We start from the raw sequence: 23,321 nt of genomic DNA on the forward strand, positions 1-23,321 counted from the left end.
GGCGCATCGGCAAACTGCTCGACCGCTTCCCTCCCGACGAATGTGCCAACTACATCAGGGGTGCCGGATATGCCTCAATCTAAATCAGAACGACTCTAGCCGCTAATCGCGCCGCTTAGACGTCCAGATTGGCCACCGACAGCGCGTTTTCCTGAATGAATTCACGGCGCGGCTCGACGACGTCGCCCATCAGGCGAGTGAAGATTTCATCCGCGACATCGGCCTGTTCCACCTCGACGCGCAGCATCGACCGGTTCTGCGGATCCAACGTGGTTTCCCAAAGCTGATCGGCGTTCATCTCACCCAGACCCTTGTAGCGCTGGATGGCGAGGCCCTTGCGCCCGGCGGCCAGGATCGCATCGAGCAGCTGGCTGGGGCGCGCAACCATCGTTTCGCCCTTGCCCAGGGTAACGGGGGCATCGTCATCCTCATCCGCTGCCGCATCGGCTTCGGCCTGTGCCGCAGCGGCAGCCTTTGACGACACAAGCTTGGCGGTCTGCGCGAAGGCATCACCCTGTTCGACCGCCAGCGCGTGCAATTTGCGCGCTTCAGCGGAGCCAAGGAACGCGGCTTCGATAATGTGGTGATCGGTCACGCCGCGCCACACGCGCTTGAAGTGGATGCTGCCCTCTTCGGTGAGATTGGCCGACCAGCGCGCATCGGCATCAGCCGCGTCGAGCCCGGTGACGGCGGTTGCCAGCAGCGCCGAACGAGCATTCGCATCAAGGGCGGGATTGAGGACACCGCCCATCGCCATCGCCTCGACGATCGTCGGATCGTAGCGGCGCGGCACATAGCGCATCAAGGTGCGCATGCGCCGGGCATGATCGACCAGGCTGCGCAGATCGGCCCCCGATCTTGCGCCGCCCGCCTCCTCAAGCACTGACAGCGCAACGCCGTTTTCGACAAGATACTCGTCAAGCGCGCTATCGTCCTTCAGATAGACTTCCGACCGTCCCCGCGTCGCCTTGTAGAGCGGCGGCTGCGCGATGAAGAGGTGCCCCTGGGTGATGATTTCGGGCATTTGCCGGTAGAAAAACGTCAGCAGCAAGGTGCGGATATGCGCGCCATCGACGTCAGCATCGGTCATGATGACGATCTTGTGGTACCGCAGCTTTTCGACATTGAAATCGTCACGGCCAATGCCAGTGCCCATCGCCTGGATAAGCGTGCCGATTTCACGGCTCGACAGCATCCGGTCGAAGCGCGCACGCTCGACGTTGAGGATTTTACCGCGGAGCGGCAGGATCGCCTGAAAATGCCGGTCGCGGCCTTGCTTAGCTGAGCCACCAGCCGAGTCGCCCTCGACCAGGAACAGCTCGGACTTGGCGGGATCGCGTTCCTGGCAGTCGGCAAGCTTGCCGGGGAGCGAAGCGATGTCCATCACACCCTTGCGCCGGGTCAGTTCGCGCGCTTTTTTGGCGGCCTCGCGCGCGGCAGCGGCGTCGATCACCTTGCCGACGATCGCGCGGCCATGCGCCGGATTTTCCTCGAGCCATTCAGCGAGCTTGTCGGCCATCAGGCTTTCAAGCGGCTGGCGCACTTCGGACGAGACCAGCTTGTCCTTGGTCTGCGACGAGAATTTTGGATCGGGCAGCTTGACCGAGACGATTGCGGTGAGCCCTTCACGCATATCGTCACCGGTCAGCGTGACCTTCTCCTTTTTCAGGAGCCCCGACTTTTCCGCATAGTTATTGATCGTGCGGGTCAGCGCCGCGCGGAACGCCGCCAGATGCGTGCCGCCATCGCGCTGCGGAATGTTGTTCGTGAAGCACAGGACGTTCTCATAATATGAGTCGTTCCACTCGAGCGCGACGTCGATCGTCACATCATCGCGCGTACCGTTGATCGCCACCGGTTCCGGCATCAGCGGCACCTTGTTGCGATCCAGATATTTGACGAACGCGGCGATCCCGCCTTCGTAATAAAGCTCGACGGTCTTCACGTCTGCGTGCCGCGCGTCGCTCAGGAACAGGCGGACGCCCGAATTCAGGAAGGCAAGCTCGCGATAGCGATGCTCAAGCTTGTCGAAATCAAACTCGGTGATCTTGAAGGTGGCGGGTGAGGGGAAGAAGGTGACCTTGGTCCCCTTTTTACCGGGTGCCGGGCCAACCACTTTCAGCGGCGCAACCGCGTCGCCGAACGCAAAGCGCATATAATGCTCAGTCTCGTCGCGCCAAATCGTGAGGTCGAGCCATTCGCTGAGCGCATTGACGACAGAAACGCCGACGCCGTGCAAGCCGCCCGACACCTTATAGGCGTTGTCATCCGACGTGTTTTCGAACTTCCCGCCCGCATGGAGCTGAGTCATGATCACTTCGGCGGCGGAGACGCCTTCCTCGGTATGAATGCCCGTCGGGATTCCGCGCCCATTGTCCTGTACCGAAACCGACCCGTCGGGGTTCAGCGTAATGTCGATCCGGTCGCAATGGCCGGCCAGTGCCTCATCGATGGCGTTGTCGGATACCTCGAACACCATATGGTGAAGCCCCGAGCCATCATCGGTATCGCCGATATACATGCCAGGTCGCTTGCGGACTGCATCGAGCCCTTTGAGCACCTTGATCGAATCGGCGCCGTAATCATTTGCGTTGGGGACGTTGGGGGGGGTGTTCGTGTCTTCAGCCATGGAACAGCATATAGGGTCCACGCCTGAAAAACGGAAGTAAAATGGCAGTGGGAAGAATCCGCGCTTGCATCTGATTAGATGTCAAACTAGATAGTTTGACATCTAATCAGATGAGGTGTCCTATGCCGCTTTCAAGACGATCGATCATCCTTGGTGCCAGTGGTGTCGGCCTTGCGCTGGTGGGGGGTGGCGCCGCCTGGCGCGTGATGCGCACGCCCACCACCGCAATCGCGCCGTGGACCATCGATCCGCGCCGCCCCGCCGATCCCCGGCTCGATGCGCTGCGCTATGCGATTCTTGCGCCGAACCCGCATAACCGCCAGCCCTGGCTGATCGAACTGGTCGGCAGCGACCGCGTGCTGCTGCGCTGCGATCTCGACAAGCGCCTGCCCGAAACCGACCCGTTCGACCGACAGATCATCATGGGTTTCGGTACCTTTATCGAAGTTGCTCGGATCGCGGCGGCCGAGCGCGGTTATGCGATTGACGTCACGCCGTTCCCGGCGGGCGAGCCCCAGCCCCGTTTGGACCAGAATCCGGTGGCGCAGCTCGTTTTCCGCAAGGATCCCGACATCACCCACGATCCGCTGTTCTCGGCAATCACGCACCGGCACACCAACCGCGCGCTCTACGCGCCCGCACCGCCGACACCCGCGCAACTACGCGCGGTGGCGCGTGAGAATGTCGTGACAAGCGCTGATCCCGCGCTGCTTGCGCAGATGCGCCCGCTCGCAGTGCGCGCGATGACGATCGAGACGGTGACGCACCGAACCTTCATGGAAAGCGTCGATCTGATGCGGATCGGCGCTGACGAAATGAACGCTAACCCCGATGGCCTGCCGATCGGTGGCCCCATCGTGGAGGCGTTGCAGGCGGTGGGGATGCTCAACCAGAAACTGATCGCCGATCCGAACACCGACGCGTTCAAGATGGGGCTGAAGCAGGTGCAGGACAGCTGCGGATCGATCCCTGCGCTCCTGTGGATCACCACACCCGGTAACAGTCGCGCCGAACAGCTCGAGGCGGGGCGGCGCTATGTCCGCGCCCAGCTGCGCGCAACGACTTTGGGGCTGGCAATGCACCCGCTGAGCCAGTCACTGCAGGAATATCCCGAAATGACGGCTGACTATGCCCGCGTCCACCGGCTGCTGGGGGCTAGCGGCAGCGAGCGGGTGCAGATGCTCGCGCGGATCGGCACCGCGCCGCCCACCTTGCCAGCCCCGCGATGGCCGCTAGAAAAGCATCTGGTATGACCGCAACGCCGCCGACTGACCCGCTCGCGTTCGAGTTCTTCAACGAAATCGGCATTATCGATCAACTTTCCGGCACGATGTTCGAACGGGCATTGCCCGCCGGGATGACGCGGGCGCAGTTCACCGTGCTCAATCATTTCGTGCGGCTGGGCCACCACGAACGCTCGCCCGCGCAGCTCGCCAATGCCCTTCAGGTCACTCGCCCGACAATGACGAGTACGCTTGCGCGGATGGCGCGCGACGATCTGGTTACGATCCGCGACGACCCTGCCGATGGCCGCGCCAAGCTGGTATCGCTCACCGACAAGGGCCGCTCGGCACGTGAATCGGCACTCGGGGCGATCACCCCGCTGTTGCCGTTGCTGGAAGCCGTGATCGGTCCGCAGGAACTGGCATTGGTGCTCCCCGTGCTGCGCCGAGTGCGGGTTGCGCTTGATGCGGCACGGGATCCGGTGCCCAATCATGCCCCAGACACTTCAAACCCTTGAAACGCGAAAGGCCCGCCGCCGCGTTACCGCGACGACGGGCCAGGCTTTCCTCCCCAGGAAAGTCGTATCCGGTCGCGTTATCCCGCGATCCGGTGAAATTGCCGCGCTGAGGGCGGCAAACGCGTTACCGCTTACGCAGCAAACTGGTTCCCCGCTGCCGTTCAGGCAGCGAACTGGTTCATGGTATTGTGTGCGCCGCCGGCCTTCAAAGCCGCTTCCCCCGCGAAATATTCCTTGTGATCATCACCGATATCGGAGCCCGACATATTCTGGTGCTTCACACAGGCGATCCCTTCGCGGATTTCCTTGCGCTGCACGCCCTTCACATAGCCAAGCATGCCCTGTTCGCCGAAATATTCCTTGGCGAGATTGTCGGTGCTGAGCGCGGCGGTGTGATAGGTCGGCAGCGTGATCAGGTGATGGAAGATGCCGGCACGAGCGGCGGCATCCTTCTGGAAGGTGCGAATGCGCTCATCAGCTTCATTGCCCAGATCGGTGCCGTCATAATCGACGCTCATCAGCTTGGCGCGGTCATAGGCCGACACGTCCTTGCCTGCTGCGGTCCAGGCATCAAACACTTGCTGGCGGAAGTTGAGCGTCCAGTTGAAGCTGGGTGAGTTGTTGTAAACGAGCTTGGCGTTCGGGATCACTTCACGGATGCGATCGACCATGCCGGCAATCTGTTCGATATGCGGCTTTTCGGTTTCGATCCACAGCAGGTCAGCACCATTCTGCAGCGACGTGATGCAATCGAGCACGCAGCGATCCTCGCCCGAGCCAGCGCGGAACTGGAACAGGTTGGAGGGCAGACGCTTGGGGCGCAGCAGCTTGCCGTCGCGGTTGAGGATGACATCGCCGTTGCGCGCAGTCGACGGATCGATCTCTTCGCAATCGAGGAAGCTGTTATACTGGTCGCCGAGATCGCCCGGCTCCTTGGAAACGGCAATCTGCTTGGTGAGGCCAGCACCCAGCGAATCGGTGCGGGTGACGATGATGCCGTCCTCTACGCCGAGTTCGAGAAAAGCGTAGCGGCAGGCGCGGACCTTGGCGAGGAAGTCTTCGTGCGGCACGGTGACCTTGCCGTCTTGGTGGCCGCACTGCTTTTCGTCGCTGACTTGATTCTCGATCTGCAGCGCACAGGCGCCCGCCTCGATCATCTTCTTGGCGAGCAGATAGGTGGCTTCCGCATTGCCAAAGCCGGCATCGATATCAGCGATGATCGGCACGACATGCGTTTCGTAAGTGTCGATCGCGTTGAGGAGGCGCTTTGCCTCGACTTCGTTGCCGGCCGCACGGGCAGCGTCGAGATCGCGGAACATCATGCCAAGCTCGCGAGCATCGGCCTGGCGCAGAAAGGTGTAGAGCTCCTCGATCAACGCGGGGACACTCGTCTTCTCATGCATCGACTGATCGGGCAGCGGGCCGAAATCGGAGCGCAGCGCAGCAACCATCCAGCCCGAGAGATAGAGGTAGCGGCGCTTGGTCGAGCCGAAATGCTTCTTGATGCTGATCATCTTCTGCTGGCCGATAAAGCCGTGCCAGCAGCCAAGCGACTGGGTGTAGTCGGCCGGGTTAGCATCATAGGCGGCCATATCAGCGCGCATGATCTTCGCTGTGTAGCGCGCGATGTCGAGACCGGTTTGGAACCGGTTCTGCAGCCGCATCCGGGCGACTGATTCAGCGGAAATGCCATCCCATGTGCCATTCTGGCTTTTGATGAGCGCATCAGTCTGCGCGATATGGGTCTGGTAGGTCATGGGGAGGCCTTTATTGATATTGAATGGGATCTGGAGCGTCCGGTACACAGGTTGACATCCGCCATGATCGGAAATCTGCACGCTATCGGGTGTTACTGTTCAAAAACGGCCCAAAAACCAAGTTAGGTTGTAAATTATTGACAAATTTGTCCGCCCTGCAGTGTCAGCCGTGTTGCTTCCCCGGGGACGTCATCAAATAAGGCCGTTTCAGTACCGGTCATCCAAATCTGCCCACGGCCCGCCAATCGTTCGAACAGCGCCGCACGGCGGCGCGGATCGAGATGGGCGGCCACCTCATCAAGCAGCAACACAGGGGCATGGCCAGTCCGCGCGGCCACAAGATCCGCATGCGCAAGCACGATCCCGAGCAGCAGTGCCTTTTGCTCGCCCGTCGAACACAGCGCCGCCGCCTGGGCTTTGTCGAGATGGGTGACGGCAAGATCGGTGCGATGCGGGCCGATAAGCGTTCGCCCGGCAGCGGCATCGCGCCGTCGCCCCGCGGCAAGATCCGCAGCCAATCTGTCGGCAGCACCGCCCCACCCTTCCAACACCAGCCCGGCACGCGCAAACGGCCCGGCGACCTGATCGCGCAGCATGTCGGCAAGCAGCACCACCGTCTGTCGCCGCGCGGAGTCGATCGCGGCACCATGCTCAGCCATTTGCGCTTCCAGCGCGGCAAGCCAGGGCGCATCGGGCGGGCTGTCCTCCCCCAGCAATCGGTTGCGCGCGCGCATGGCGGCCTCATAGCGATTGGCATGAACGGCGTGGCCCGGCGCGAGCGCCAAGGTGAGCCGATCAAGAAAGCGGCGCCGCTCCGCTGCAGGCTCGACGAACAGCCGGTCCATTGCCGGGGTCAGCCACAGCACACTTAGCCATTCCGCCAAAGCGGTGGCGGCCGTGCCAGCGCCCTGAACGCGGACGATCCGGCGATCGGGCGCTGCGGCCTGAGTGCCGGTCGCGATATCGACGCCGTCGCCCAGTCTGGCGGCAACGCCAAAGCCCCCGGCCCCACCCTGCCGCGCCATATCGGCCAGCACCGCGCGCCGCAGCCCGCGCCCCGGCGCCAACAGCGACACCGCTTCCAAAATGTTGGTCTTGCCGACGCCATTCTCGCCCGTCAGCACCACGAAGCCGGGACCGGGTGCGATGACGGCATCGGCATGGTTACGAAAATCGGTAAGGACCAACCGGGAAAGCATCGTCCTTGCCTTAGCGCAGAACGAGCAGGTGTCGCGCGCCTTTCGCGCAGCCTAGCGGCGCAGGTTCCGCCTGGAGAGACGCGTCATGGCCGCGTCAGGCCGCGATAGCCGTCTCGCCGCCCTTGGATTGGCTGAGATAAGAGGCCATTGCGCCAAGCTCGCGCTGGGCCTTCAGATAGGCGACCGGCTTACTCAGGCCGAGCCGCGCCCGCGCTGCCTCGATCGGCTCGTGCAGCAATTGCTCATAATCTTCACCCGCCAGCCATTGCGCCTTGCGGCCGCGGACATAGCCTTCCCACACTGCTTTCGCGAACAACAAATTGCCCGTCACGCTGATGCTCTTCAGCGCAGCCGCCACGCCGATAAACGCCCAACCAAGCCCGCCGACCTGCGCATAGGAAAAGGCAACCAGCGCGCCCTCACCGAGCGACTCATCGGCCTTGTAACCATTCAGCACATGCCAGATGTCATGCGTGTCGCGGACGCGTCTGCCAAACCAGGCATAGGGGTGGAGCATATCGTCTTCGCTGATCACGCGGCTGACCTCGACCAGCCCGTCCGCCGAATAGCCGGTCGACACCAGAAAATCGCGATAGGCAGCGCCCACCGTGCCTGGGGCGAACTGCGCGACATAGGCGGGCTCCGCGAATTTGCGCGCGAGTTCGACGCGCTCATAGGCCATGCGGCCGCCCTCTGCGGTGGCGATGAAGCGGGCATAATTCATTGGCGCATTGCCGACGTTGAGCGCGCGCATGATCAGAAAAACCTGCGTCGTGTCATCGCCATTGTTGAGCAGCTTGCGGATCGCCGCAAACGCCGTCTTCCAGTCACGCCGACCAGTGGTACCGGGGAAGGGAGGAAGCTTGGCCATAGAATCGATCCTTACTGACACTTGTGTTAATAAATCATCGACGTCGGGCGGTCAAGCGGTCCCGTGGGATGGCCGCCAAGGGGCGGAATGGTAACATCCACTGAGCACCAAATCGCCTCAAGCGACCGCGATAGGGCAAGCAAGAGACAAGAGCTCTTGACATCGCGACTCGAAAATGACAAGAGCTCTTGTCATATGGTCATGCACACCTTCCCGTTTCGCACCGGTTATCGGGTGGGTTGCTGATCATGGAAAATCGTCTGCGCGTTTTGCGGGCCGAAGCCGGGATGAGTCAGGCCGATCTGGCGATCCGGTTGGGGGTGTCACGCCAAACGATCAATGCGGTTGAAACCGATAAATATGATCCGAGCCTGCCGCTCGCGCTTAGAATGTCCAAAGTTTTTGGAGTGCCTGTCGATGCCATCTTCCTCGACGATTGGAGCCCCGATGAACGGTCCTGATGCCCCTGCAACCACGCGCAATCTTTGGCGGCGCATGCTGATCGCGGGGGCGATCGGCGCGCCGATTGGCGGGGTAGCCGGCTATTTCGTCGGCAGAGCGCTGAAACGCGGGTCCATCGCCCCGCTGCTCGATTGGACGCTGGCCGATCTGTGCAGCCTGCTGATCGCGCTGACGCTTCTGATCAGCGCAGGCTATGCGGCCTGGGCGACGACCAGCAGGAAGCGCTGGAACGAGATGGTCGAAAAACAGCCGGCCGAAACCGAAGTCGATCCCGCCGCGCTGGTCGAGGGTCGGCGTGGGGCATTGGTCGCGGCCCTTGGCGGGCTGCTTATCATGATACCACCAATCGCGGCCCATGCCGGGCTGGGGACTGAAATGCGCAGCGTCGTTGCGTTCGCGCTGGGCGCGCTGTTGCTGGTCGAGTGCTTGATCAACTGGAGAATATGGAAAGACGGCGACGAACTCGCCCGCGCCGTGATCGCCCAGACTGGGGCGCTGTGCTTCTGGGTGCTCCAGCTTGGCCTGTTCATCTGGGCCGCCCTCGCCCGGCTCGACCTCGTCGCCGAGGTCGATAGCTGGACGCTGATGACCATCCTGATGGGGGCTTATCTGGTAACGTCAGTGACCATTTCAGTCAGGCGCGGGTTGGTGAACGTGTGACGCTCACACCCGCATCGGCATGATCACGTAAAGTGCTGCGGCCTTGTCATTCTCGCGGATCAGCGTTGGCGCCGCCGCGTCGGCAAGGTGAACCTCGACGGTATCGCCATGCACCTGGCCCAAAATATCGAGCAAATAACGGCTGTTGAACCCAATTTCGAACGGGGCGGCGGCATAATCGCCTGAGACTTCTTCCGCCGCGGTGCCGTTTTCTGGGCTGGTGACCGAAAGCGTGATCTTGTCGCGATCGAGCGCCATCTTCACCGCGCGCGTTTTTTCCGTCGCAATGGTGGAGACGCGGTCGACGCCTTCTTCGAACGCGCGCGGGTCGATCTTAAGAATCTTGTCATTGCCGGTCGGGATCACGCGGCTGTAATCGGGGAAGGTGCCGTCGATCAGCTTTGACGTGAGCAGCGCCTGGCCGAGATCGAAGCGGATCTTGGTGGCGGACAGCGACACACCGACCGAGCCGTCAATCTCATCGAGCAATTTGCGCAGCTCAGCGACGCACTTACGCGGCACGATCACGTCGGGCATGCCCTCAGCGCCGTCGGGCCGGGTGACGGTGACGCGCGCGAGGCGGTGGCCATCGGTCGCAGCGGCCTTCAGCACGGGGCTCGGATCATCCGACACATGCAGGAAGATGCCGTTCAGATAATAACGCGTTTCCTCGGTCGAGATCGCGAAGCGGGTCTTGTCGATGATCTGCTTCAGCGTTTCGGCAGGCAGCTCGAAACTGGTCGGCAGTTCGCCTTCAGCGATCACCGGGAAATCGTCGCGCGGCAAGGTGGAGAGCTGGAACTTGGCGCGCCCTGCCATGATGGTCATCCGGCCTTCGGCAGCGCTCAGGCTGACCTGGCTGCCCTCGGGCAGTTTGCGGGCGATGTCGAACAGCGTGTGCGCGGAAACAGTGGTGGCGCCGGGGGTTTCAACGCTGGCCGCAATATGCTCGTTAATCTGCAAATCGAGATCGGTCGCCATCAGCTTGATGGTACCGTCACCGGTCGCCTCGATTAGGACGTTGGACAGGATGGGGATGGTATTGCGCCGCTCGACCACCGACTGGACGTGGCTCAAGCCCTTCAGCAAGGTTGCGCGTTCGATCGTGGCCTTCATTGGTCTCCCCCGGGCGGCCGCCCATCATTTCCGCCCGGGCAAGAACTGCGCCGGGGACACTTCGCCATTTTCCTTTCCTTAAACATAAACAGGGCCGGGGCAAGCACCTGCGCCGCCTTGGACCGTACCTGCACGGGGCGATTGGCGGCGCAGATTTCCGGCGTTGCATTTGCGGGCTGCGCGGGGGAAACCGCAGTCATGAACCAGAAGCACGACCGCAAGGGCCGCGATTTCATTGCCCGGCACGGCGAAACCGTTTTCAACGCCGCCCGCCGCATTCAGGGCGAGGCCGCGCACACCCCGCTGACGCGCGCAGGATTCGCGCAGGCTGACGAGATGGGTGCGGCGATCGCGGCGCATCTGGGGCAGCAACCGCGCCTGACCTTATGGGCATCGCCAACCGGGCGCGCGCTGCAGACCTTAGCGGTGGTCGTCGAGCATCTCGGGCTCGACTGGCATGAAGCGCACACCGATCTGCGCCTGACCGAATTGGGCACAGGCAGTTGGGGAAAGCGTTATTATGCCGAGCTCGCGGAAGAATATGGCGAATTGGTGCATCCTGGCACCGGACTCCTGAAATCGGCGCCGGATGGGGAGAGCTACCCCGAAATGGCGGCGCGCCTATCGGCATGGCTCGCCGATACCCATGATGATGACGGCGACCGGTTGATCATCATGCATGGCCTGTCGAGCAGGGTCATGCGCGGGATCATGGCCGGGATGGCGCCCCACCCCGCTATCGGCGCACCTGCTGCGTCCAGTTTACCTCAAGGATCGCTGGTGATGGTCGCTGGCGGGGTCGAAACGCTGGTGCATCGCGGCACCGGGTTCGCGCCGGCATGATGCGGGCGATCATCGCTGTGTCGCTGTTGGCCGCAGCGACGCCTGCCCTGGCGCGCGATCCGCTTGGCATTTTCGATCGCTGGGGTGCGTTTCGTGATCCCTCTCCGCTTAAATGCTTTGCGATTTCCACGCCGGTCAAACCAAGCAGCGGCGGCGGCAATTGGCGCCCCTTTGCCAGCATCGCCACTTGGCCGGGCCAGAACGCCCGCGCCCAGCTCCATATCCGCTTGAGCCACGAGCGCGATCCCCGCGCCCGCGTGACGATCAGCGTGGGGGAGCGCCGGTTCGAGCTTGTCGCCGGCAATGCCGATGCCTGGGCTCCTGATTCGCGCACCGATGCCGCGATCGTGGCGGCGATCCGATCGGGTCGGAGCCTCTCGGTTGAAACGCTGGGCAAAAGCGGGCGGCCCTTTGCTGACGTTTACGCGCTGAGGGGGGCGGCGACCGCCATCGACGCGGCGGCACTGGGGTGCGTGGGGCGGTGAAATCTTGACTTTTGCCGAACTTTTCAATATTTGAGGCCTATCCGTCCCCGGCAGTACGTTTTGAGGCGCTCGCGAGAGCAGATATCATCTCAAGACCTACCCCGGGGACAAATTGTTTTTAGTGAGCCCTGATATGCCGATCGCCGTAGTGATCGACGGCGCTTATTTTCTGCGCCGGTTCAAGAGCCGGTACCCGTCGTTCGATCCAACATCTCCAAAAGCGGTGGCATTTGGTACCGCCTGGTTAGCTGCTGCACATCTTGAGATCACCAGCGGGGGGAGGCTCCCAAAGCTGACAGTCGATCAAGGTGCCATTACCAACATCGACATGAGTTGGGCAGAAAACCCTGAACTGTACCGCATATTCTTTTATGATTGTCCACCACTCCTGAAGCGAGTGCATTTGCCCATTTCGCGCCGGACCCTGGACCTGGCAAAGACCGAGACCGCGCGCTCCCGGCTTGCCATCCATGAAGAGCTGCTGAATGTCAGAAAGGTTGCCCTCCGGCTGGGACGTCTGAACGACAAAGTCGGCTGGAGAGCCAAGCCTAAAGCTGTTGAGCGTTGGGTCAGCGACCCCAAAATATTTGGCCCAACCGACGAAGACTTCGAGATCGATACGGTTCAAAAAGGCGTCGATATGCGGCTTGGCCTTGATATCGCCGCGATGGCGTTCAAGCGCCAAATCAGCCAGTTGATCTTGGTCGCCGGCGACGCAGACTTTGTTCCTGCGGTGAAGCTGGCGCGACGGGAAGGCATCGATGTCGTTCTGGACCCAATGGGTGGAACACCGGCAAAGGATTTGATTGCCCATGTCGATGGCATCCGAAACATCGGAAAAGGCACAAAATAATGACCCCCGACATGTCCATCCCCGGGCACATCGATCCCGTGCCCGTGCCGCGCGCCTTCACCCCGCGTGCTGATGGCCGGATCGACCTGATCGGGCTGAGCAAGGCCGATCTCCGCCTGGCGCTGGAGACCGCGCAGCTGGAGCCCAAACAGGCTAAATTGCGCGCCAAGCAGCTTTGGCACTGGATGTATAATCGCGGTGCGACCGAATTTGCGGTGATGACCGACATTTCAAAGACGATGCAGCCATGGCTCGAGCAGCGCTTCGTGATCAGCCGTCCGCAAGTCATCGAGGCGCAAGTCTCGACCGACGGCACGCGCAAATGGCTGCTGCGGAGTGATGACGGCCAGGATTACGAGATGGTCTTCATCCCCGATGCAGACCGGGGCACGCTGTGCGTATCATCGCAGGTTGGCTGCACACTGAATTGCCGATTCTGCCACACCGGCACGATGCGGCTGGTGCGCAACCTCACCGCAGGTGAGATTGTCGGGCAAGTGATGCTCGCGCGCGATGGGCTGGGCGAATGGCCGAGCCAGCCCGAGGGGCGGTTGCTGACCAACATCGTAATGATGGGCATGGGCGAGCCGCTCTATAATTTCGATGCGGTGCGCGATGCGCTGAAGCTGATCATGGACGGCGACGGCCTGTCGCTCAGCAAACGGCGGATCACGCTCTCCACCTCAGGCGTGGTGCCAATGATGGCGCGCGCGGGCGAAGAAATTGGCGTCAACCTGGCCGTATCGCTGCACGGCGTGACCAAGGAAGTACGCGACGAAATCGTGCCGCTGAACCGGAAATATGGCATCGAGGAACTGCTCCAGGCCTGCGCCGATTATCCTGGCGCCAACAATGCCCGGCGGATCACTTTTGAATATGTGATGCTGAAGGACAAGAATGACAGCGATGCCGAAGCGCGCGAGCTGGTGCGGCTGATCAAGAAATATCAGCTGCCCGCCAAGGTAAACCTGATCCCGTTCAACCCCTGGCCGGGTGCAAATTATGAATGCTCTACGCCCGAACGGATCAAGTCTTTTTCGAGCATCGTGTTCGGCGCCGGGATTTCCGCACCCGTGCGTACCCCGCGCGGGCGCGATATCGATGCGGCTTGTGGCCAGTTGAAGACAGCAAGCGAGAAAAAGAGCCGGGCGGAATTGGATGCGCTGGCGGATGAAAAGCAGGCGGCGCTGGGGTAAACGCGGTCATCGGCAGCAGGGACCTAGTTTTGTAGAATACCAATCGCCTGGCTGGCAAAACGGAGCCTTTCTCCCATGATCGTAATGACATAGGTCAATAAGGCTTGCGCCAGTGCCGGATGTTCGGCGCCGATCCGCCGGTAGCTTTCATCGCTGAGTTCATACAGAATAGTGTTCGATTCAGCGACCAGATTGGCACTGCGCGGCTTGCCGGTGAGCAAGCCCATTTCGCCGATTGTCGTATGCTCGCCCAGGCTACGCACGCGTACTGAACGTGCCTCGCCGATATCGACGACCACACCGATTCGTCCTTCGAGAATGAAATGCATCGTATCTGACGGTGCATTTTGCCGTGCGATGACGGTGTCCATAGTCACTTCGACCCGCCGGCACTGACGCGCAAGCAATTCGGCATCTTCACGGTTGCCAAGCGCACCCGCCAGCCAGTCGACAAAGCTCTGAAATTCGCGCGCAGACTGCCGATGCCGCGCGATGATGACGTTTTCACAATGCTCCAGCGCATGATCGAGATCGTCGCCCAGGATGATATCGTCGCCCAGAAAGCCAGCGATGCGAAAGGCTTGCTGGATCGGCGTGGAAAGATTGACCAGCACCAGCGAAACGCCATTTTGCCCAGCGAACAGCTTGATCTGATTGAAACTATGGGTGGCAGATGAATCAATGCCCGTCACCAGCCGAAAATCGAACAGCAGAAGCCGGCAATCGCGGTTTGCGGCGATCAACTGTTTTGTGTGCTGATAAAGCCCATTGGCTGAACCGAAAAACAGGTAACTTTGCAGGCTGAGGCCCTGCAATTCGTGGCCGTGCTTGTTGAGCAGATCAAGATCCCGACCGCCGCGGTCAAGCGACGATCGATACCGGGCACCGTCAAAGCTGAACTTGATCGCGTTCACCCGGCTGGCGCTCAGCGCAAAGGTCGCGCAACCGGTGGCGATGCCGAACATCACGCCGAAAACAAAACCCCAAAAGAAAATGATGATGACGATCGCGAGCAACGACAGATAATCAATCAGCATCAATCGCTTCGCCGACTGCACAACCCAGCGATAGATGAGATCAATACCCATGTGCAGGAGCAAGCCGCCAAGCACGCTTTTTGGCACATAGGCGAGAAATCCCGGATCAATCACCAGCATCGCTGCGCCAGCGACGGCAACCGTCAACCCGGTAACCCGCCCCGTTGCGCCTGCCACATAGCCAAGCGTCGACCGGCTCAGCGAAATACAGCTGACATAGCCGCCGAACACCGCCGACAGCAGATTGGCCGCCCCCAGGGCGTTCAATTCGCGGTTGAGATTAGCTTCCCGCTTGGTGGCGAGCTCGATGCCGGCGGTGTTCAGCAATGCGCTAATCGTGGTCACGAACATCACCGCAAACAAATCGCCGGCGAGCGAAGGAAGGGCTTTCCAGGGAAACTGCGCCAGGGAATCGAACGACCATGGCGATTTGAACCCGACGGCTGACTGGCGCGAGAACGTCCAGCCTGCCGCCTGCGCATCCGCAATCGGAATGCGACAGGCGGCCAGCACGACATAAAAAAGCAGTCCACCCGCAATCAAAACCGCGGGGAGTGTAAAGGCGCTTTTGTATCGCGCTCGTGCGGCAATAATCGCAGCGGCAATCGCCACGCCGACGACCAGCTTGGCAAGGCTGTCTGGCGTCGTCAGCGCTGCCAGATTGGCCGTTGCGAATTTGTGATCGGTCATCACCTGCACCGATCCTGTCAGAATCAAGACACCGGTCGCCCCCAAAAAGCCGCCAATAACCGGATAGGGGATGAAGCGGATCGCCCGACCGGCCCGAGCGAGGCCCAGCAGGCAAAGGAACAAACCAGCGAGCCCGCTGCCCATCGCGATAATCATCAGCGCCGGTCCGATCATCGCGGGGCCGCTGGCACCGTTCATGATCATATTATGGGCGAGCGCTGCCGACAGCGCAGCCGTAACCGCTGAGGTCGAAGAATCAGGGCCAGCGATCATGAACGGCAGCGAACTGCGCAGCGCAACAACCGTCGCGGCAACCGCAGTCGTCAGAAAAGTCGCGGCAATGCCATAAGGCAAGCCAGGGGCCAGCGGCCCGGCAAAGATCAACGCCGCATAGGAGATGCCGAACAGGATCGACAGCATGCCGCAGATTGAACCGGCAAAAACATCCTTGGCGGACTTGGACAAAAATGCGGCCAGCCTAGCCGCCGGCGAAGCAGCTCGACGGGGATCGGCCATATCCTGGCCCCAGACGGCGTCGTCCAAGGCGGTTGCAGTGAGTGATCTTTGTTGCTCCATTTACCCCCGTCACCATTTGGCCAATCGCAACACAGCCCCAGCCCCCCGAAGCAGCACTACCGATCTTCCATATCATGACAGTTTTATGAAGCCCAATCGCCGATTTGTACCATGCCGTCCCAATTTCACCCCGGACGCGTCATCCGGAACATATCGCCCAGCTGAAAATAATCGCCCCATCCCCCACCCCGTAAAACAGGATGCGCACGCGCGGTCTGGTAAACGCCCCCCTCGATCATCGACGGATCGATATGAATACCAACCACCTCACCCAGGATCAGCCAAGTCTCGGTGGCGGCACCGGCAGCACTTGTCAGCCGCAGAGTCTGGCTGTGGCGGCATTCGAAGCTGACCGGGCTGGCCGCGACGCGTGGCGGTTTGACGCGGCGACACGGGGCCGGCTCGATCCCGGCCAGATCGAATTCGTCGATCCCCGGAGCGGCCGCTGCCGATGAAGCGTTCATGGCTTCAGCAAGGTCAGTGGTGACCAGATTCCAAACAAATTCGCCGGTTTTGGCGATGTTTTCTGCGCTGTCCTTCCAGCCGATCGAGGCAAAGCCGATGATCGGCGGAGTGTAATTGAACAGATTGAAGAAGCTGTACGGCGCAAGATTACGCTGTTGATCAACACTTAAGGTGCTGATCCACCCAATAGGACGGGGGGCAATAATGGCATTGAGGGGATCATGCGCCAGGCCAATGGCCTGCGCGCCTCCGTGCTCTGGTTCGTAGAAATGGTGCTCTATCATCCAACGCCCCGCTTCGATTGTCACCGAAGGTTCTATGGCACTGTATTGGCGGTTAGGGTAACAGGCGATAACGACGGATTATCGCCGCCACGAAGGGGCAGACATGGACGTAACGACCGACCCGAACGCAACCGCGCCTCCACCGCCGCCAGCGATGGCGCCGAAAGGCGGCCAGGCAATGCGCTGGATTTATAAGCATAACATCTCGACCCGGATCTGGCATTGGATCAACGTCGTTGCCGTGTTCATCATGATCGGCAGTGGGCTGGGCATCCTGAACGCCCATCCGCACCTTTATTGGGGCCAGTTCGGCGCGAATCCCGACCCTGCCTGGATTCACTTGCCGCGTTGGCCGGGCTGGATGACGATTCCGGGCAATTATAACCTCGCACTGTCGCGGCGCTGGCATTTGTTCTTTGCGCTGGTGCTCGGCTTTGCGCTGCTCGGCTTCATGCTGTCCAGCTTGATCAACCGGCATTTCCAAAAGCAGCTGACGATCAAGGCGCACGAGATTACGCCAAGCCATCTTTGGTATGACATCAAGGAACATCTGGCGCTGCGTTTTCATGATCCAAAGGATCCGGGTGCGTTCAATGTGCTGCAGAAGATCGCCTATGCCAGCGCGATCTTCATCATGATCCCCGCAATCATCTTCACCGGCCTCGCCATGTCGCCGGGCATGGACGCCGCCTGGCCGTGGCTGATCGACCTCTTCGGCGGGCGCTCATCGGCGCGCTCGATCCACTTCATTGCGATGGTTGCGCTCATCGGCTTCATCATCGTCCATCTGGCTTTGGTCATTCTGGCTGGCCCGATCGGCGAAATACGCTCGATGATTACCGGCTATTGGCGCGTTCCTGAGGATAATCACTGATGTCTAACTTGATCACTCGCCGCGCTCTGGTTGGCGGTGCCGCTGCAGGCGCCGGGCTGCTGCTGTCCGGCTGCGACAAGCTGGCGCAGAATGAGGGCTTCCGCAAAATCCTCTTTTCAGCCGATGATGTCCATCGCGGCCTGCAGCGCGCGCTTTCCAACCGGCATTCATTGGCCAAGGAATTCCGGCCGGACCAGATGTCCCCCGTCTTCCGTGCCAACGGCACGCTGAATCCGGGTACGCCCGAATATACCGCCATGGCGGCAGAGAAGTTCGCCAATTGGAAGCTGCAGGTAACGGGCCTCTTCAATCGCCCGATGGCGCTGTCGCTGGCCCAGCTCAAATCGATGCCGGCCCGCACCCAGATCACCCGCCACGATTGTGTGGAGGGATGGTCAGCGATCGGCAAATGGCATGGCCCGATGCTGGGGGACATCCTGAAACGCGCCGATGTAAAGCCAAGTGCGCGCTATATCGTCTTCCATTGCGCCGATCTGTTTCATGGCAAGAATTACTATGAATCGATCGACATGTTTGATGCGTTCCATCCGCAAACCATTCTTGCCTGGATGATGAACGATGCACCGATCACCATCCCCCATGGCGCGCCCATCCGGCTACGGGCTGAACGTCTTCTGGGTTATAAGCAGGCCAAATATGTGATGGGCATCGAGGCAGTGGAAGCGCTTGAGGGCTTCGGATCAGGCCAGGGCGGTTATTGGGAAGACAATGTCGAATATGACTCCTATGCTGGCATCTAAGCCAATTTAAGGGCAATGATACACGCATATGGCCATTATTGATTTGTTCTTGTCCCGCCGGGTTCGGCGCGGAAGATTGACCGTAGTTCATCATGATGGCCAACTTCGCACCTTTGGTACCGCTGATCCGGCGATGCCCGATGTAACAATCCGGTTCACTGACAAGGGGGCTGCGGGCGCGATTATTCGCGATCCCGGCCTCGGGGCCGGTGAAGCTTATATGGACGGGCGGCTGACGGTCGATAATGGCGATGTGCTCGGCCTGGTCACCTTGATGACCGCCAATGATCTGTGGGAGGACGGCGCAGGCGCGTTGCAAGCATCGCCTGCAACGCGGGCAATCGAAGCGATTACCCACCGCATTGGCCGGATCAATCGTGCCCGCGCATCGAAGCGCAACGTGGCGCATCATTATGATCTGTCCGATCGGCTCTACGATCTCTTCCTGGATGCCGATCGGCAATATAGTTGCGCTTATTTCACTGATCCCGCCAACAGCCTGGAACAGGCGCAGGACGACAAGAGAGCGCATATCGCCGCCAAGCTCGCGCTCGAACCGGGCATGACAGTGCTCGACATTGGCTGCGGCTGGGGCGGGCTGGCACTGTATCTCCACCAGAAAACCGGTGCCGAGGTGCTGGGGGTTACCCTTTCCGAAGAACAGCTGAAGGTCGCGCGTCGCCGCGCTGAGGAAGCCGGCGTCGCCGACAAGGTGCGCTTCGAACTGATCGATTATCGCCACGTGACGGGCAGCTTCGACCGGATCGTTTCAGTCGGCATGTTCGAACATGTCGGCACGCCCAATTACACCACCTTCATGCGCCAGTGCCGCGATCTGCTGAACGATGACGGGGTGATGCTGCTCCACACCATCGGCCGCGCAGGACCACCGTCGGTCACCGATAAATGGACCGTCAAATATATCTTTCCGGGCGGCTATAACCCGGCGCTGTCAGAGATTGTGAAGGCCAATGAAGGGCTGCGCTTTTACCTGACCGATGTCGAAGTGCTGCGGCTACATTATGCCTATACGCTGCAGCATTGGTATGACCGGACGACCGCTGCACGCGACGCGATTATCGCCCTGTATGACGAACGTTTCTTCCGGATGTGGCAATTCTATCTGGCGGGCGCCTTATGCGCGTTCAAATATGGTGGGCTGGTCAACTACCAGGTGCAGTTTGCCAAGAACCGCCACGCCCTGCCGATCACGCGCGATTATATGTATGAACGCGAACAGGCTTATCGCGCTGAACAGCCACCGACACGGTTGCAGGCGGCGGAATAAGCGTCAAACGCGGCGATCAAAGGCCAGCTGGACGATCTGTTCGAGCACAGCCATGTCCACATCGGCCAGCTTCTTGATATAAAGGCAGCCCTTGCCGGTTGTGTGCTTGCCGAGCGCAGGCAGCAACGCAACTGTTTCGGGGGCGCTTGCCCCCACATAGAGCACCAGCTGCGGTTTGCGCGGTGAAAAGGCAATGCGCGGCGTCTCTCCAGACCGGCCGCTTTCATAAACATAGCTGTGGCAGCCAAAGCCGATGATCGACGGGCCCCACATCCGGGCTTCCTCGCCCGAAATACGCTTCATCATGGCCATTACCACCTGGGCATCCTGCCGCCGCACCGGGGGTTCGACGCTGGCGAGATAGGCATCGATTGGAACATCGGTCGGCTTTGTCTTGTTGTCTGCCATCAACCCCTCCCCGGTTGCGCGCGCGATGTGGCTCGCTTAGGGCGCGCAGCGTTACCCGCCGAAGGATCATGCCAATGACTGACAAAATCAACCGAGTCGTTCTTGCCTATTCAGGCGGGCTGGACACGAGCGTGATCCTGAAATGGCTGCAGCAGACCTATGGATGCGAAGTCGTCACCTTCACCGCCGATCTGGGCCAGGGCGAGGAGCTGGAACCCGCGCGGCGCAAGGCCGAGCGCGCGGGCGTCCGCCCCGAACATATCTTTATCGATGATCTGCGCGAGACCTTCGTCAAGGATTATGTCTTCCCGATGATGCGCGCCAATGCGCTCTATGAGGGGCTGTATCTGCTCGGCACCAGCATTGCCCGGCCGCTGATCGCCAAGCGGCAAATCGAGATTGCGCGCCAGGTGAACGCTGATGCCGTCAGCCACGGCGCGACCGGCAAGGGCAATGATCAGGTCCGCTTCGAACTGGGCTATTATGCGCTGGCGCCTGATATCAAGGTGATCGCGCCGTGGCGTGAATGGGATTTGACGAGCCGCACCCGGCTGATCGAATTTGCGGAAAAGCACCAGATCGAGGTCGCCAAGGACAAGCGCGGCGAAGCGCCGTTTTCAACCGACGCCAACATTCTCCACACCTCATCCGAAGGCAAGGTGCTTGAGGATCCGTGGGAGGAAGTGCCCGATTATGTCTATTCGCGGACCGCAAACCCCGAGGATGCGCCCAACACGCCGGAGTTCATCACGATCGATTTCGAAGCCGGCGACGGCGTCGCGCTGAACGGTGAGGGCATGTCGCCCGCCACATTGCTCGCGAAACTCAACGATCTCGGCCGCACCCACGGGATCGGGCGGCTCGATCTGGTCGAAAACCGCTTTGTCGGCATGAAATCGCGCGGCATGTATGAAACGCCGGGCGGCACGATCTATCACCTCGCGCATCGCGGCATCGAGCAGCTGACGCTCGACCGGGGGGCTGCGCATCTGAAAGACGAACTCGCGCCGCGCTATGCCGAACTCGTCTATAACGGTTTCTGGTTCAGCCCCGAGCGTGAAATGCTGCAGGCCGCGATCGACCATAGCCAGGCCAAGGTGACGGGCACGGTACGACTGAAGCTGTACAAGGGCGGCGTCTATGTGATCGGCCGCAAATCGCCCTATTCGCTCTATTCGGAAAAGGTTGTCACTTTCGAAGACGATCAGGGTGCCTATGATCAGCGCGACGCGGCTGGCTTCATCAAGCTGAATGCGCTGCGCCTGCGTCTGCTCGGCCGCCGCGACCAGGGATAATTGGCCATGGCGCGCTAAGCAGGCTTTAACGCCGTCGCGTTATCGCTGGGCCATGGTGCGGCAGAGATATTGGCGATCGATCGCCGGCGATGCCGCGCTGGCGATTGCTATTGCCGCGATCCTGACGATCGGCTGGTGTTGGCGCGACTGGCCGCTGCTGTCGCAACTGCATTTGCCCGATACCGATGATGTCATGCGCCTGCAGCAGATCAGGGACTGGCTCGCGGGCCAAGATTTTCGCGATCTGAGCCAGCACCGCTTGGGACCAAATGGGTTGCTGATGCACTGGTCGCGCCTGCCCGATCTGGGGCCCGGTGCCATTATTGCCCAGTTGACGCCGATGGTCGGTCAGGCCCGCGCTGAGCTGGCCGCTGTGATTGTGTGGCCCGGCCTGCTTTTTGCCGCCGCCCTGTTGCTGATCGGCCGAATCGCCCGCGCGATCGATCCAGCGATTGCCCGCACCGCCATCATCGTCGCTGCGATCAGCTATCCGGCCACGACCTTGTTCATGCCCGGCCGGATCGATCATCACGGTTTTCAGATCGTGCTGTTGCTCGTCATCGTCCGCGCGCTGCTTGCCCGGGCTGGTCATGTCAGCGGCGCGATTATTGGCCTGGCCGCCTGTGCCAGCCTGGTGATCGGGCTGGAGACCGCGCCCTTCTTGCTCGTCGCTGCAGCGCTGGTCTGGCTCCCCTGGGCAACCGGGCGGGGGGGCGCGCACCTGCTGGGCTTTGGGCTGGCTTGCGGGCTGGGGCTTGGCTTTGCCAAAATCATCTTCGCGCCTGATGGCTGGGCCTATCCGGCCTGTGACGGTTTCACCCGGATCGCCTGGCAGGGTGCGCAATATGCCAGCTTTGCCCCAGTGATGCTGGCCATGGCCGGACCATTAATTCCTTCAGCGCGCCACCGGATTGCCGCGAGCGGGCTGATTGGCTTGGCCGGGGCGGCGATCCTGTTTCCGGTCGCCCGAGCCTGTGTGAGCCCCTATGCCGGGGTCGATCCGCTGCTGGAACGGCTGTGGCTGGAGAATGTCGGTGAAGCGCAGCCAATGCTGGCAGCACCGGCGCGGATAGCGCTCGGCTATGTCGGATTGCTCGGTGCCGGACTGCTGGCAAGCCTGGCCTGCGCCTATCGTCGACCGAGTTTCAGCTGGGCAGTGGTGATCAGCTTGCAGCTTGTGTCGCTGGCGCTGTGTTTCGCGCAACTGCGCGGTGCCTATTTGGGGGCAATTCTGGCCGCCCCATCGCTGGCGGCGATGATTGGTATCGCCCGGGCCCGGGGCACTCTTTGGCTGGCCGGGGCGTGGATCGGTTCAGCGGGGATGCTCTATCCGATCGCCGCGCAGGCCTTTGCTACGGGGCCAGCGCCTACCCCCCCGACGATGGCTGCCAATTTTGGCGGTGCGGACGGCAATTGCACCAGCCCAGCAATGATGGCAGCGCTCGCCCGGCTGCCAACCGGTACCATTATCGCGCCGATAGATCTGGGGGCCTATGCGATCGCCGCCACGCAGCACCGGCTAATCGCGGCCCCTTATCATCGCAACAATGCCGGCAACGCCGCCATGTATCGTTTTTTCCTCAGCCCCGCGGCGGCCGCCCAAAGCATCGCCGCCGGGCTGGGTGCCGATTATGTCGTATTCTGCTCGGCCGGCTTCGCCGCGCTTGATCCGGCATGGCGCAGTGATCCAAATCGGCTGATCGGGCAATTGGGGCAGGGCCACCATCCCGCCTGGCTGCACCCGATTAGCCCCGCTGCCGACGCCGCCAACAGGCCAGCCCAGATCTTCAAGATCGAACGCGACTTGTCGTCGCCCCCCAAGCCGCTCTAG

At 61.2% G+C, this 23,321-nt stretch carries 21 protein-coding genes; 13 read left to right on the forward strand and 8 right to left on the reverse strand.

Annotation, left to right across the window (positions count from 1 at the left end; translation table 11 throughout):
• Positions 1–115: 115 nt before the first annotated feature.
• The gene (gene gyrB / locus B7Y43_RS06610; protein ID WP_374130838.1) at positions 116–2,629 is read right to left on the reverse strand and encodes a DNA gyrase subunit B; all 2,514 of its coding nucleotides are present in this window, start codon (positions 2,627–2,629) and stop codon (positions 116–118) included.
• A 122-nt stretch (positions 2,630–2,751) separates the two neighbouring features.
• Here gyrB and B7Y43_RS06615 point away from each other — a divergent pair, with 122 nt between their 5' ends.
• Both B7Y43_RS06615 and B7Y43_RS06620 read left to right on the forward strand, forming a co-directional pair.
• Complete coding sequence (locus B7Y43_RS06615) at positions 2,752–3,882, forward strand: hypothetical protein (protein WP_374130839.1); 1,131 nt, start codon at positions 2,752–2,754, stop codon at positions 3,880–3,882.
• A complete protein-coding gene (locus tag B7Y43_RS06620) occupies positions 3,879–4,370 on the forward strand; it encodes a MarR family winged helix-turn-helix transcriptional regulator (RefSeq protein ID WP_374130840.1) in 492 nt (163 codons plus the stop codon). Before B7Y43_RS06615 ends, B7Y43_RS06620 begins: the two co-directional genes overlap by 4 nt.
• A gap of 161 nt (positions 4,371–4,531) precedes the next feature.
• Here the strand turns inward: B7Y43_RS06620 and B7Y43_RS06625 are convergent, their stop codons facing one another.
• The 3 genes from B7Y43_RS06625 to B7Y43_RS06635 form a co-directional block, all read right to left on the reverse strand.
• Positions 4,532–6,127: an isocitrate lyase gene (locus tag B7Y43_RS06625; RefSeq protein WP_374130841.1), complete on the reverse strand. Its 1,596-nt coding sequence runs from the start codon at positions 6,125–6,127 to the stop codon at positions 4,532–4,534.
• A 134-nt stretch (positions 6,128–6,261) separates the two neighbouring features.
• The gene (gene recF, locus B7Y43_RS06630) at positions 6,262–7,326 is read right to left on the reverse strand and encodes a DNA replication/repair protein RecF (RefSeq protein ID WP_374130842.1); all 1,065 of its coding nucleotides are present in this window, start codon (positions 7,324–7,326) and stop codon (positions 6,262–6,264) included.
• 94 nt (positions 7,327–7,420) lie between these two features.
• Entirely contained in the window at positions 7,421–8,197 is a 777-nt protein-coding gene (locus tag B7Y43_RS06635; RefSeq protein WP_374130843.1) for a Coq4 family protein, read from the reverse strand.
• 248 nt (positions 8,198–8,445) lie between these two features.
• Between B7Y43_RS06635 and B7Y43_RS06640 the strand changes: the two genes are divergently transcribed.
• Positions 8,446–8,658, forward strand: a complete 213-nt coding sequence (locus tag B7Y43_RS06640) for a helix-turn-helix transcriptional regulator (protein ID WP_374130844.1) — start codon at positions 8,446–8,448, stop codon at positions 8,656–8,658.
• Positions 8,645–9,319, forward strand: a complete 675-nt coding sequence (locus tag B7Y43_RS06645; RefSeq protein WP_374130845.1) for a hypothetical protein — start codon at positions 8,645–8,647, stop codon at positions 9,317–9,319. The genes B7Y43_RS06640 and B7Y43_RS06645 overlap by 14 nt, the downstream gene beginning before the upstream one ends.
• A gap of 3 nt (positions 9,320–9,322) precedes the next feature.
• Here the strand turns inward: B7Y43_RS06645 and dnaN are convergent, their stop codons facing one another.
• Positions 9,323–10,435, reverse strand: coding sequence for a DNA polymerase III subunit beta (gene dnaN, locus B7Y43_RS06650; RefSeq protein ID WP_374130846.1), 1,113 nt, complete (start codon positions 10,433–10,435; stop codon positions 9,323–9,325).
• A 198-nt stretch (positions 10,436–10,633) separates the two neighbouring features.
• Between dnaN and B7Y43_RS06655 the strand changes: the two genes are divergently transcribed.
• The 4 genes from B7Y43_RS06655 (at position 10,634) to rlmN (ending at position 13,812) form a co-directional block, all read left to right on the forward strand.
• On the forward strand, positions 10,634–11,278 hold the full coding sequence (locus B7Y43_RS06655) for a histidine phosphatase family protein (protein WP_374130847.1): 645 nt from the start codon (positions 10,634–10,636) through the stop codon (positions 11,276–11,278).
• Positions 11,275–11,763 carry a hypothetical protein gene (locus B7Y43_RS06660; protein WP_374130848.1) on the forward strand — a complete coding sequence of 163 codons (489 nt, stop codon included), beginning with the start codon at positions 11,275–11,277 and terminating at the stop codon, positions 11,761–11,763. The genes B7Y43_RS06655 and B7Y43_RS06660 overlap by 4 nt, the downstream gene beginning before the upstream one ends.
• A 133-nt stretch (positions 11,764–11,896) precedes the next feature.
• Positions 11,897–12,616 carry an NYN domain-containing protein gene (locus tag B7Y43_RS06665; RefSeq protein ID WP_374130849.1) on the forward strand — a complete coding sequence of 240 codons (720 nt, stop codon included), beginning with the start codon at positions 11,897–11,899 and terminating at the stop codon, positions 12,614–12,616.
• A complete protein-coding gene (gene rlmN, locus B7Y43_RS06670; RefSeq protein WP_374130850.1) occupies positions 12,616–13,812 on the forward strand; it encodes a 23S rRNA (adenine(2503)-C(2))-methyltransferase RlmN in 1,197 nt (398 codons plus the stop codon). Before B7Y43_RS06665 ends, rlmN begins: the two co-directional genes overlap by 1 nt.
• A gap of 23 nt (positions 13,813–13,835) precedes the next feature.
• Here rlmN and B7Y43_RS06675 read toward each other — a convergent pair whose 3' ends face one another.
• Both B7Y43_RS06675 and B7Y43_RS06680 read right to left on the reverse strand, forming a co-directional pair.
• Positions 13,836–16,055, reverse strand: a complete 2,220-nt coding sequence (locus B7Y43_RS06675) for an SLC26A/SulP transporter family protein (protein ID WP_374130851.1) — start codon at positions 16,053–16,055, stop codon at positions 13,836–13,838.
• A 185-nt stretch (positions 16,056–16,240) separates the two neighbouring features.
• On the reverse strand, positions 16,241–16,864 hold the full coding sequence (locus B7Y43_RS06680; protein ID WP_374130852.1) for a flavin reductase family protein: 624 nt from the start codon (positions 16,862–16,864) through the stop codon (positions 16,241–16,243).
• Between the two features lie 154 nt (positions 16,865–17,018).
• Between B7Y43_RS06680 and B7Y43_RS06685 the strand changes: the two genes are divergently transcribed.
• The 3 genes from B7Y43_RS06685 to B7Y43_RS06695 are packed head-to-tail and all read left to right on the forward strand — an operon-like array spanning position 17,019 to position 19,787.
• The gene (locus B7Y43_RS06685) at positions 17,019–17,738 is read left to right on the forward strand and encodes a cytochrome b/b6 domain-containing protein (RefSeq protein WP_374131087.1); all 720 of its coding nucleotides are present in this window, start codon (positions 17,019–17,021) and stop codon (positions 17,736–17,738) included.
• Positions 17,738–18,499, forward strand: coding sequence for a molybdopterin-dependent oxidoreductase (locus B7Y43_RS06690; RefSeq protein ID WP_374130853.1), 762 nt, complete (start codon positions 17,738–17,740; stop codon positions 18,497–18,499). The genes B7Y43_RS06685 and B7Y43_RS06690 overlap by 1 nt, the downstream gene beginning before the upstream one ends.
• Before the next feature lie 28 nt (positions 18,500–18,527).
• Positions 18,528–19,787, forward strand: coding sequence for a cyclopropane-fatty-acyl-phospholipid synthase family protein (locus tag B7Y43_RS06695; RefSeq protein ID WP_374130854.1), 1,260 nt, complete (start codon positions 18,528–18,530; stop codon positions 19,785–19,787).
• Positions 19,788–19,790: 3 nt separating this feature from the next.
• Here the strand turns inward: B7Y43_RS06695 and B7Y43_RS06700 are convergent, their stop codons facing one another.
• Positions 19,791–20,195, reverse strand: a complete 405-nt coding sequence (locus B7Y43_RS06700; RefSeq protein ID WP_374130855.1) for a DUF1801 domain-containing protein — start codon at positions 20,193–20,195, stop codon at positions 19,791–19,793.
• 74 nt (positions 20,196–20,269) lie between these two features.
• Between B7Y43_RS06700 and B7Y43_RS06705 the strand changes: the two genes are divergently transcribed.
• Both B7Y43_RS06705 and B7Y43_RS06710 read left to right on the forward strand, forming a co-directional pair.
• The gene (locus B7Y43_RS06705; protein ID WP_374130856.1) at positions 20,270–21,490 is read left to right on the forward strand and encodes an argininosuccinate synthase; all 1,221 of its coding nucleotides are present in this window, start codon (positions 20,270–20,272) and stop codon (positions 21,488–21,490) included.
• Positions 21,491–21,542: 52 nt separating this feature from the next.
• The gene (locus B7Y43_RS06710) at positions 21,543–23,321 is read left to right on the forward strand and encodes a hypothetical protein (protein ID WP_374130857.1); all 1,779 of its coding nucleotides are present in this window, start codon (positions 21,543–21,545) and stop codon (positions 23,319–23,321) included.

This window comes from Sphingomonas sp. 28-62-20 (genome assembly GCF_002281505.1).

Coding starts and splice junctions, on each gene's coding strand:
- B7Y43_RS06660 (WP_374130848.1), top strand. CDS start 11,275: ATGATGCGGGCGATCATCGCTGTGTCGCTGTTGGCCGCAGCGACGCCT.
- B7Y43_RS06625 (WP_374130841.1), bottom strand. CDS start 6,127: ATGACCTACCAGACCCATATCGCGCAGACTGATGCGCTCATCAAAAGC.
- B7Y43_RS06675 (WP_374130851.1), bottom strand. CDS start 16,055: ATGGCCGATCCCCGTCGAGCTGCTTCGCCGGCGGCTAGGCTGGCCGCA.
- B7Y43_RS06635 (WP_374130843.1), bottom strand. CDS start 8,197: ATGGCCAAGCTTCCTCCCTTCCCCGGTACCACTGGTCGGCGTGACTGG.
- rlmN (WP_374130850.1), top strand. CDS start 12,616: ATGACCCCCGACATGTCCATCCCCGGGCACATCGATCCCGTGCCCGTG.
- B7Y43_RS06685 (WP_374131087.1), top strand. CDS start 17,019: ATGGCGCCGAAAGGCGGCCAGGCAATGCGCTGGATTTATAAGCATAAC.
- B7Y43_RS06690 (WP_374130853.1), top strand. CDS start 17,738: ATGTCTAACTTGATCACTCGCCGCGCTCTGGTTGGCGGTGCCGCTGCA.
- B7Y43_RS06645 (WP_374130845.1), top strand. CDS start 8,645: ATGAACGGTCCTGATGCCCCTGCAACCACGCGCAATCTTTGGCGGCGC.
- B7Y43_RS06640 (WP_374130844.1), top strand. CDS start 8,446: ATGGAAAATCGTCTGCGCGTTTTGCGGGCCGAAGCCGGGATGAGTCAG.
- dnaN (WP_374130846.1), bottom strand. CDS start 10,435: ATGAAGGCCACGATCGAACGCGCAACCTTGCTGAAGGGCTTGAGCCAC.
- B7Y43_RS06710 (WP_374130857.1), top strand. CDS start 21,543: ATGGTGCGGCAGAGATATTGGCGATCGATCGCCGGCGATGCCGCGCTG.
- B7Y43_RS06680 (WP_374130852.1), bottom strand. CDS start 16,864: ATGATAGAGCACCATTTCTACGAACCAGAGCACGGAGGCGCGCAGGCC.
- B7Y43_RS06615 (WP_374130839.1), top strand. CDS start 2,752: ATGCCGCTTTCAAGACGATCGATCATCCTTGGTGCCAGTGGTGTCGGC.
- B7Y43_RS06705 (WP_374130856.1), top strand. CDS start 20,270: ATGACTGACAAAATCAACCGAGTCGTTCTTGCCTATTCAGGCGGGCTG.
- B7Y43_RS06695 (WP_374130854.1), top strand. CDS start 18,528: ATGGCCATTATTGATTTGTTCTTGTCCCGCCGGGTTCGGCGCGGAAGA.
- gyrB (WP_374130838.1), bottom strand. CDS start 2,629: ATGGCTGAAGACACGAACACCCCCCCCAACGTCCCCAACGCAAATGAT.
- B7Y43_RS06620 (WP_374130840.1), top strand. CDS start 3,879: ATGACCGCAACGCCGCCGACTGACCCGCTCGCGTTCGAGTTCTTCAAC.
- B7Y43_RS06700 (WP_374130855.1), bottom strand. CDS start 20,195: ATGGCAGACAACAAGACAAAGCCGACCGATGTTCCAATCGATGCCTAT.
- B7Y43_RS06655 (WP_374130847.1), top strand. CDS start 10,634: ATGAACCAGAAGCACGACCGCAAGGGCCGCGATTTCATTGCCCGGCAC.
- recF (WP_374130842.1), bottom strand. CDS start 7,326: ATGCTTTCCCGGTTGGTCCTTACCGATTTTCGTAACCATGCCGATGCC.
- B7Y43_RS06665 (WP_374130849.1), top strand. CDS start 11,897: ATGCCGATCGCCGTAGTGATCGACGGCGCTTATTTTCTGCGCCGGTTC.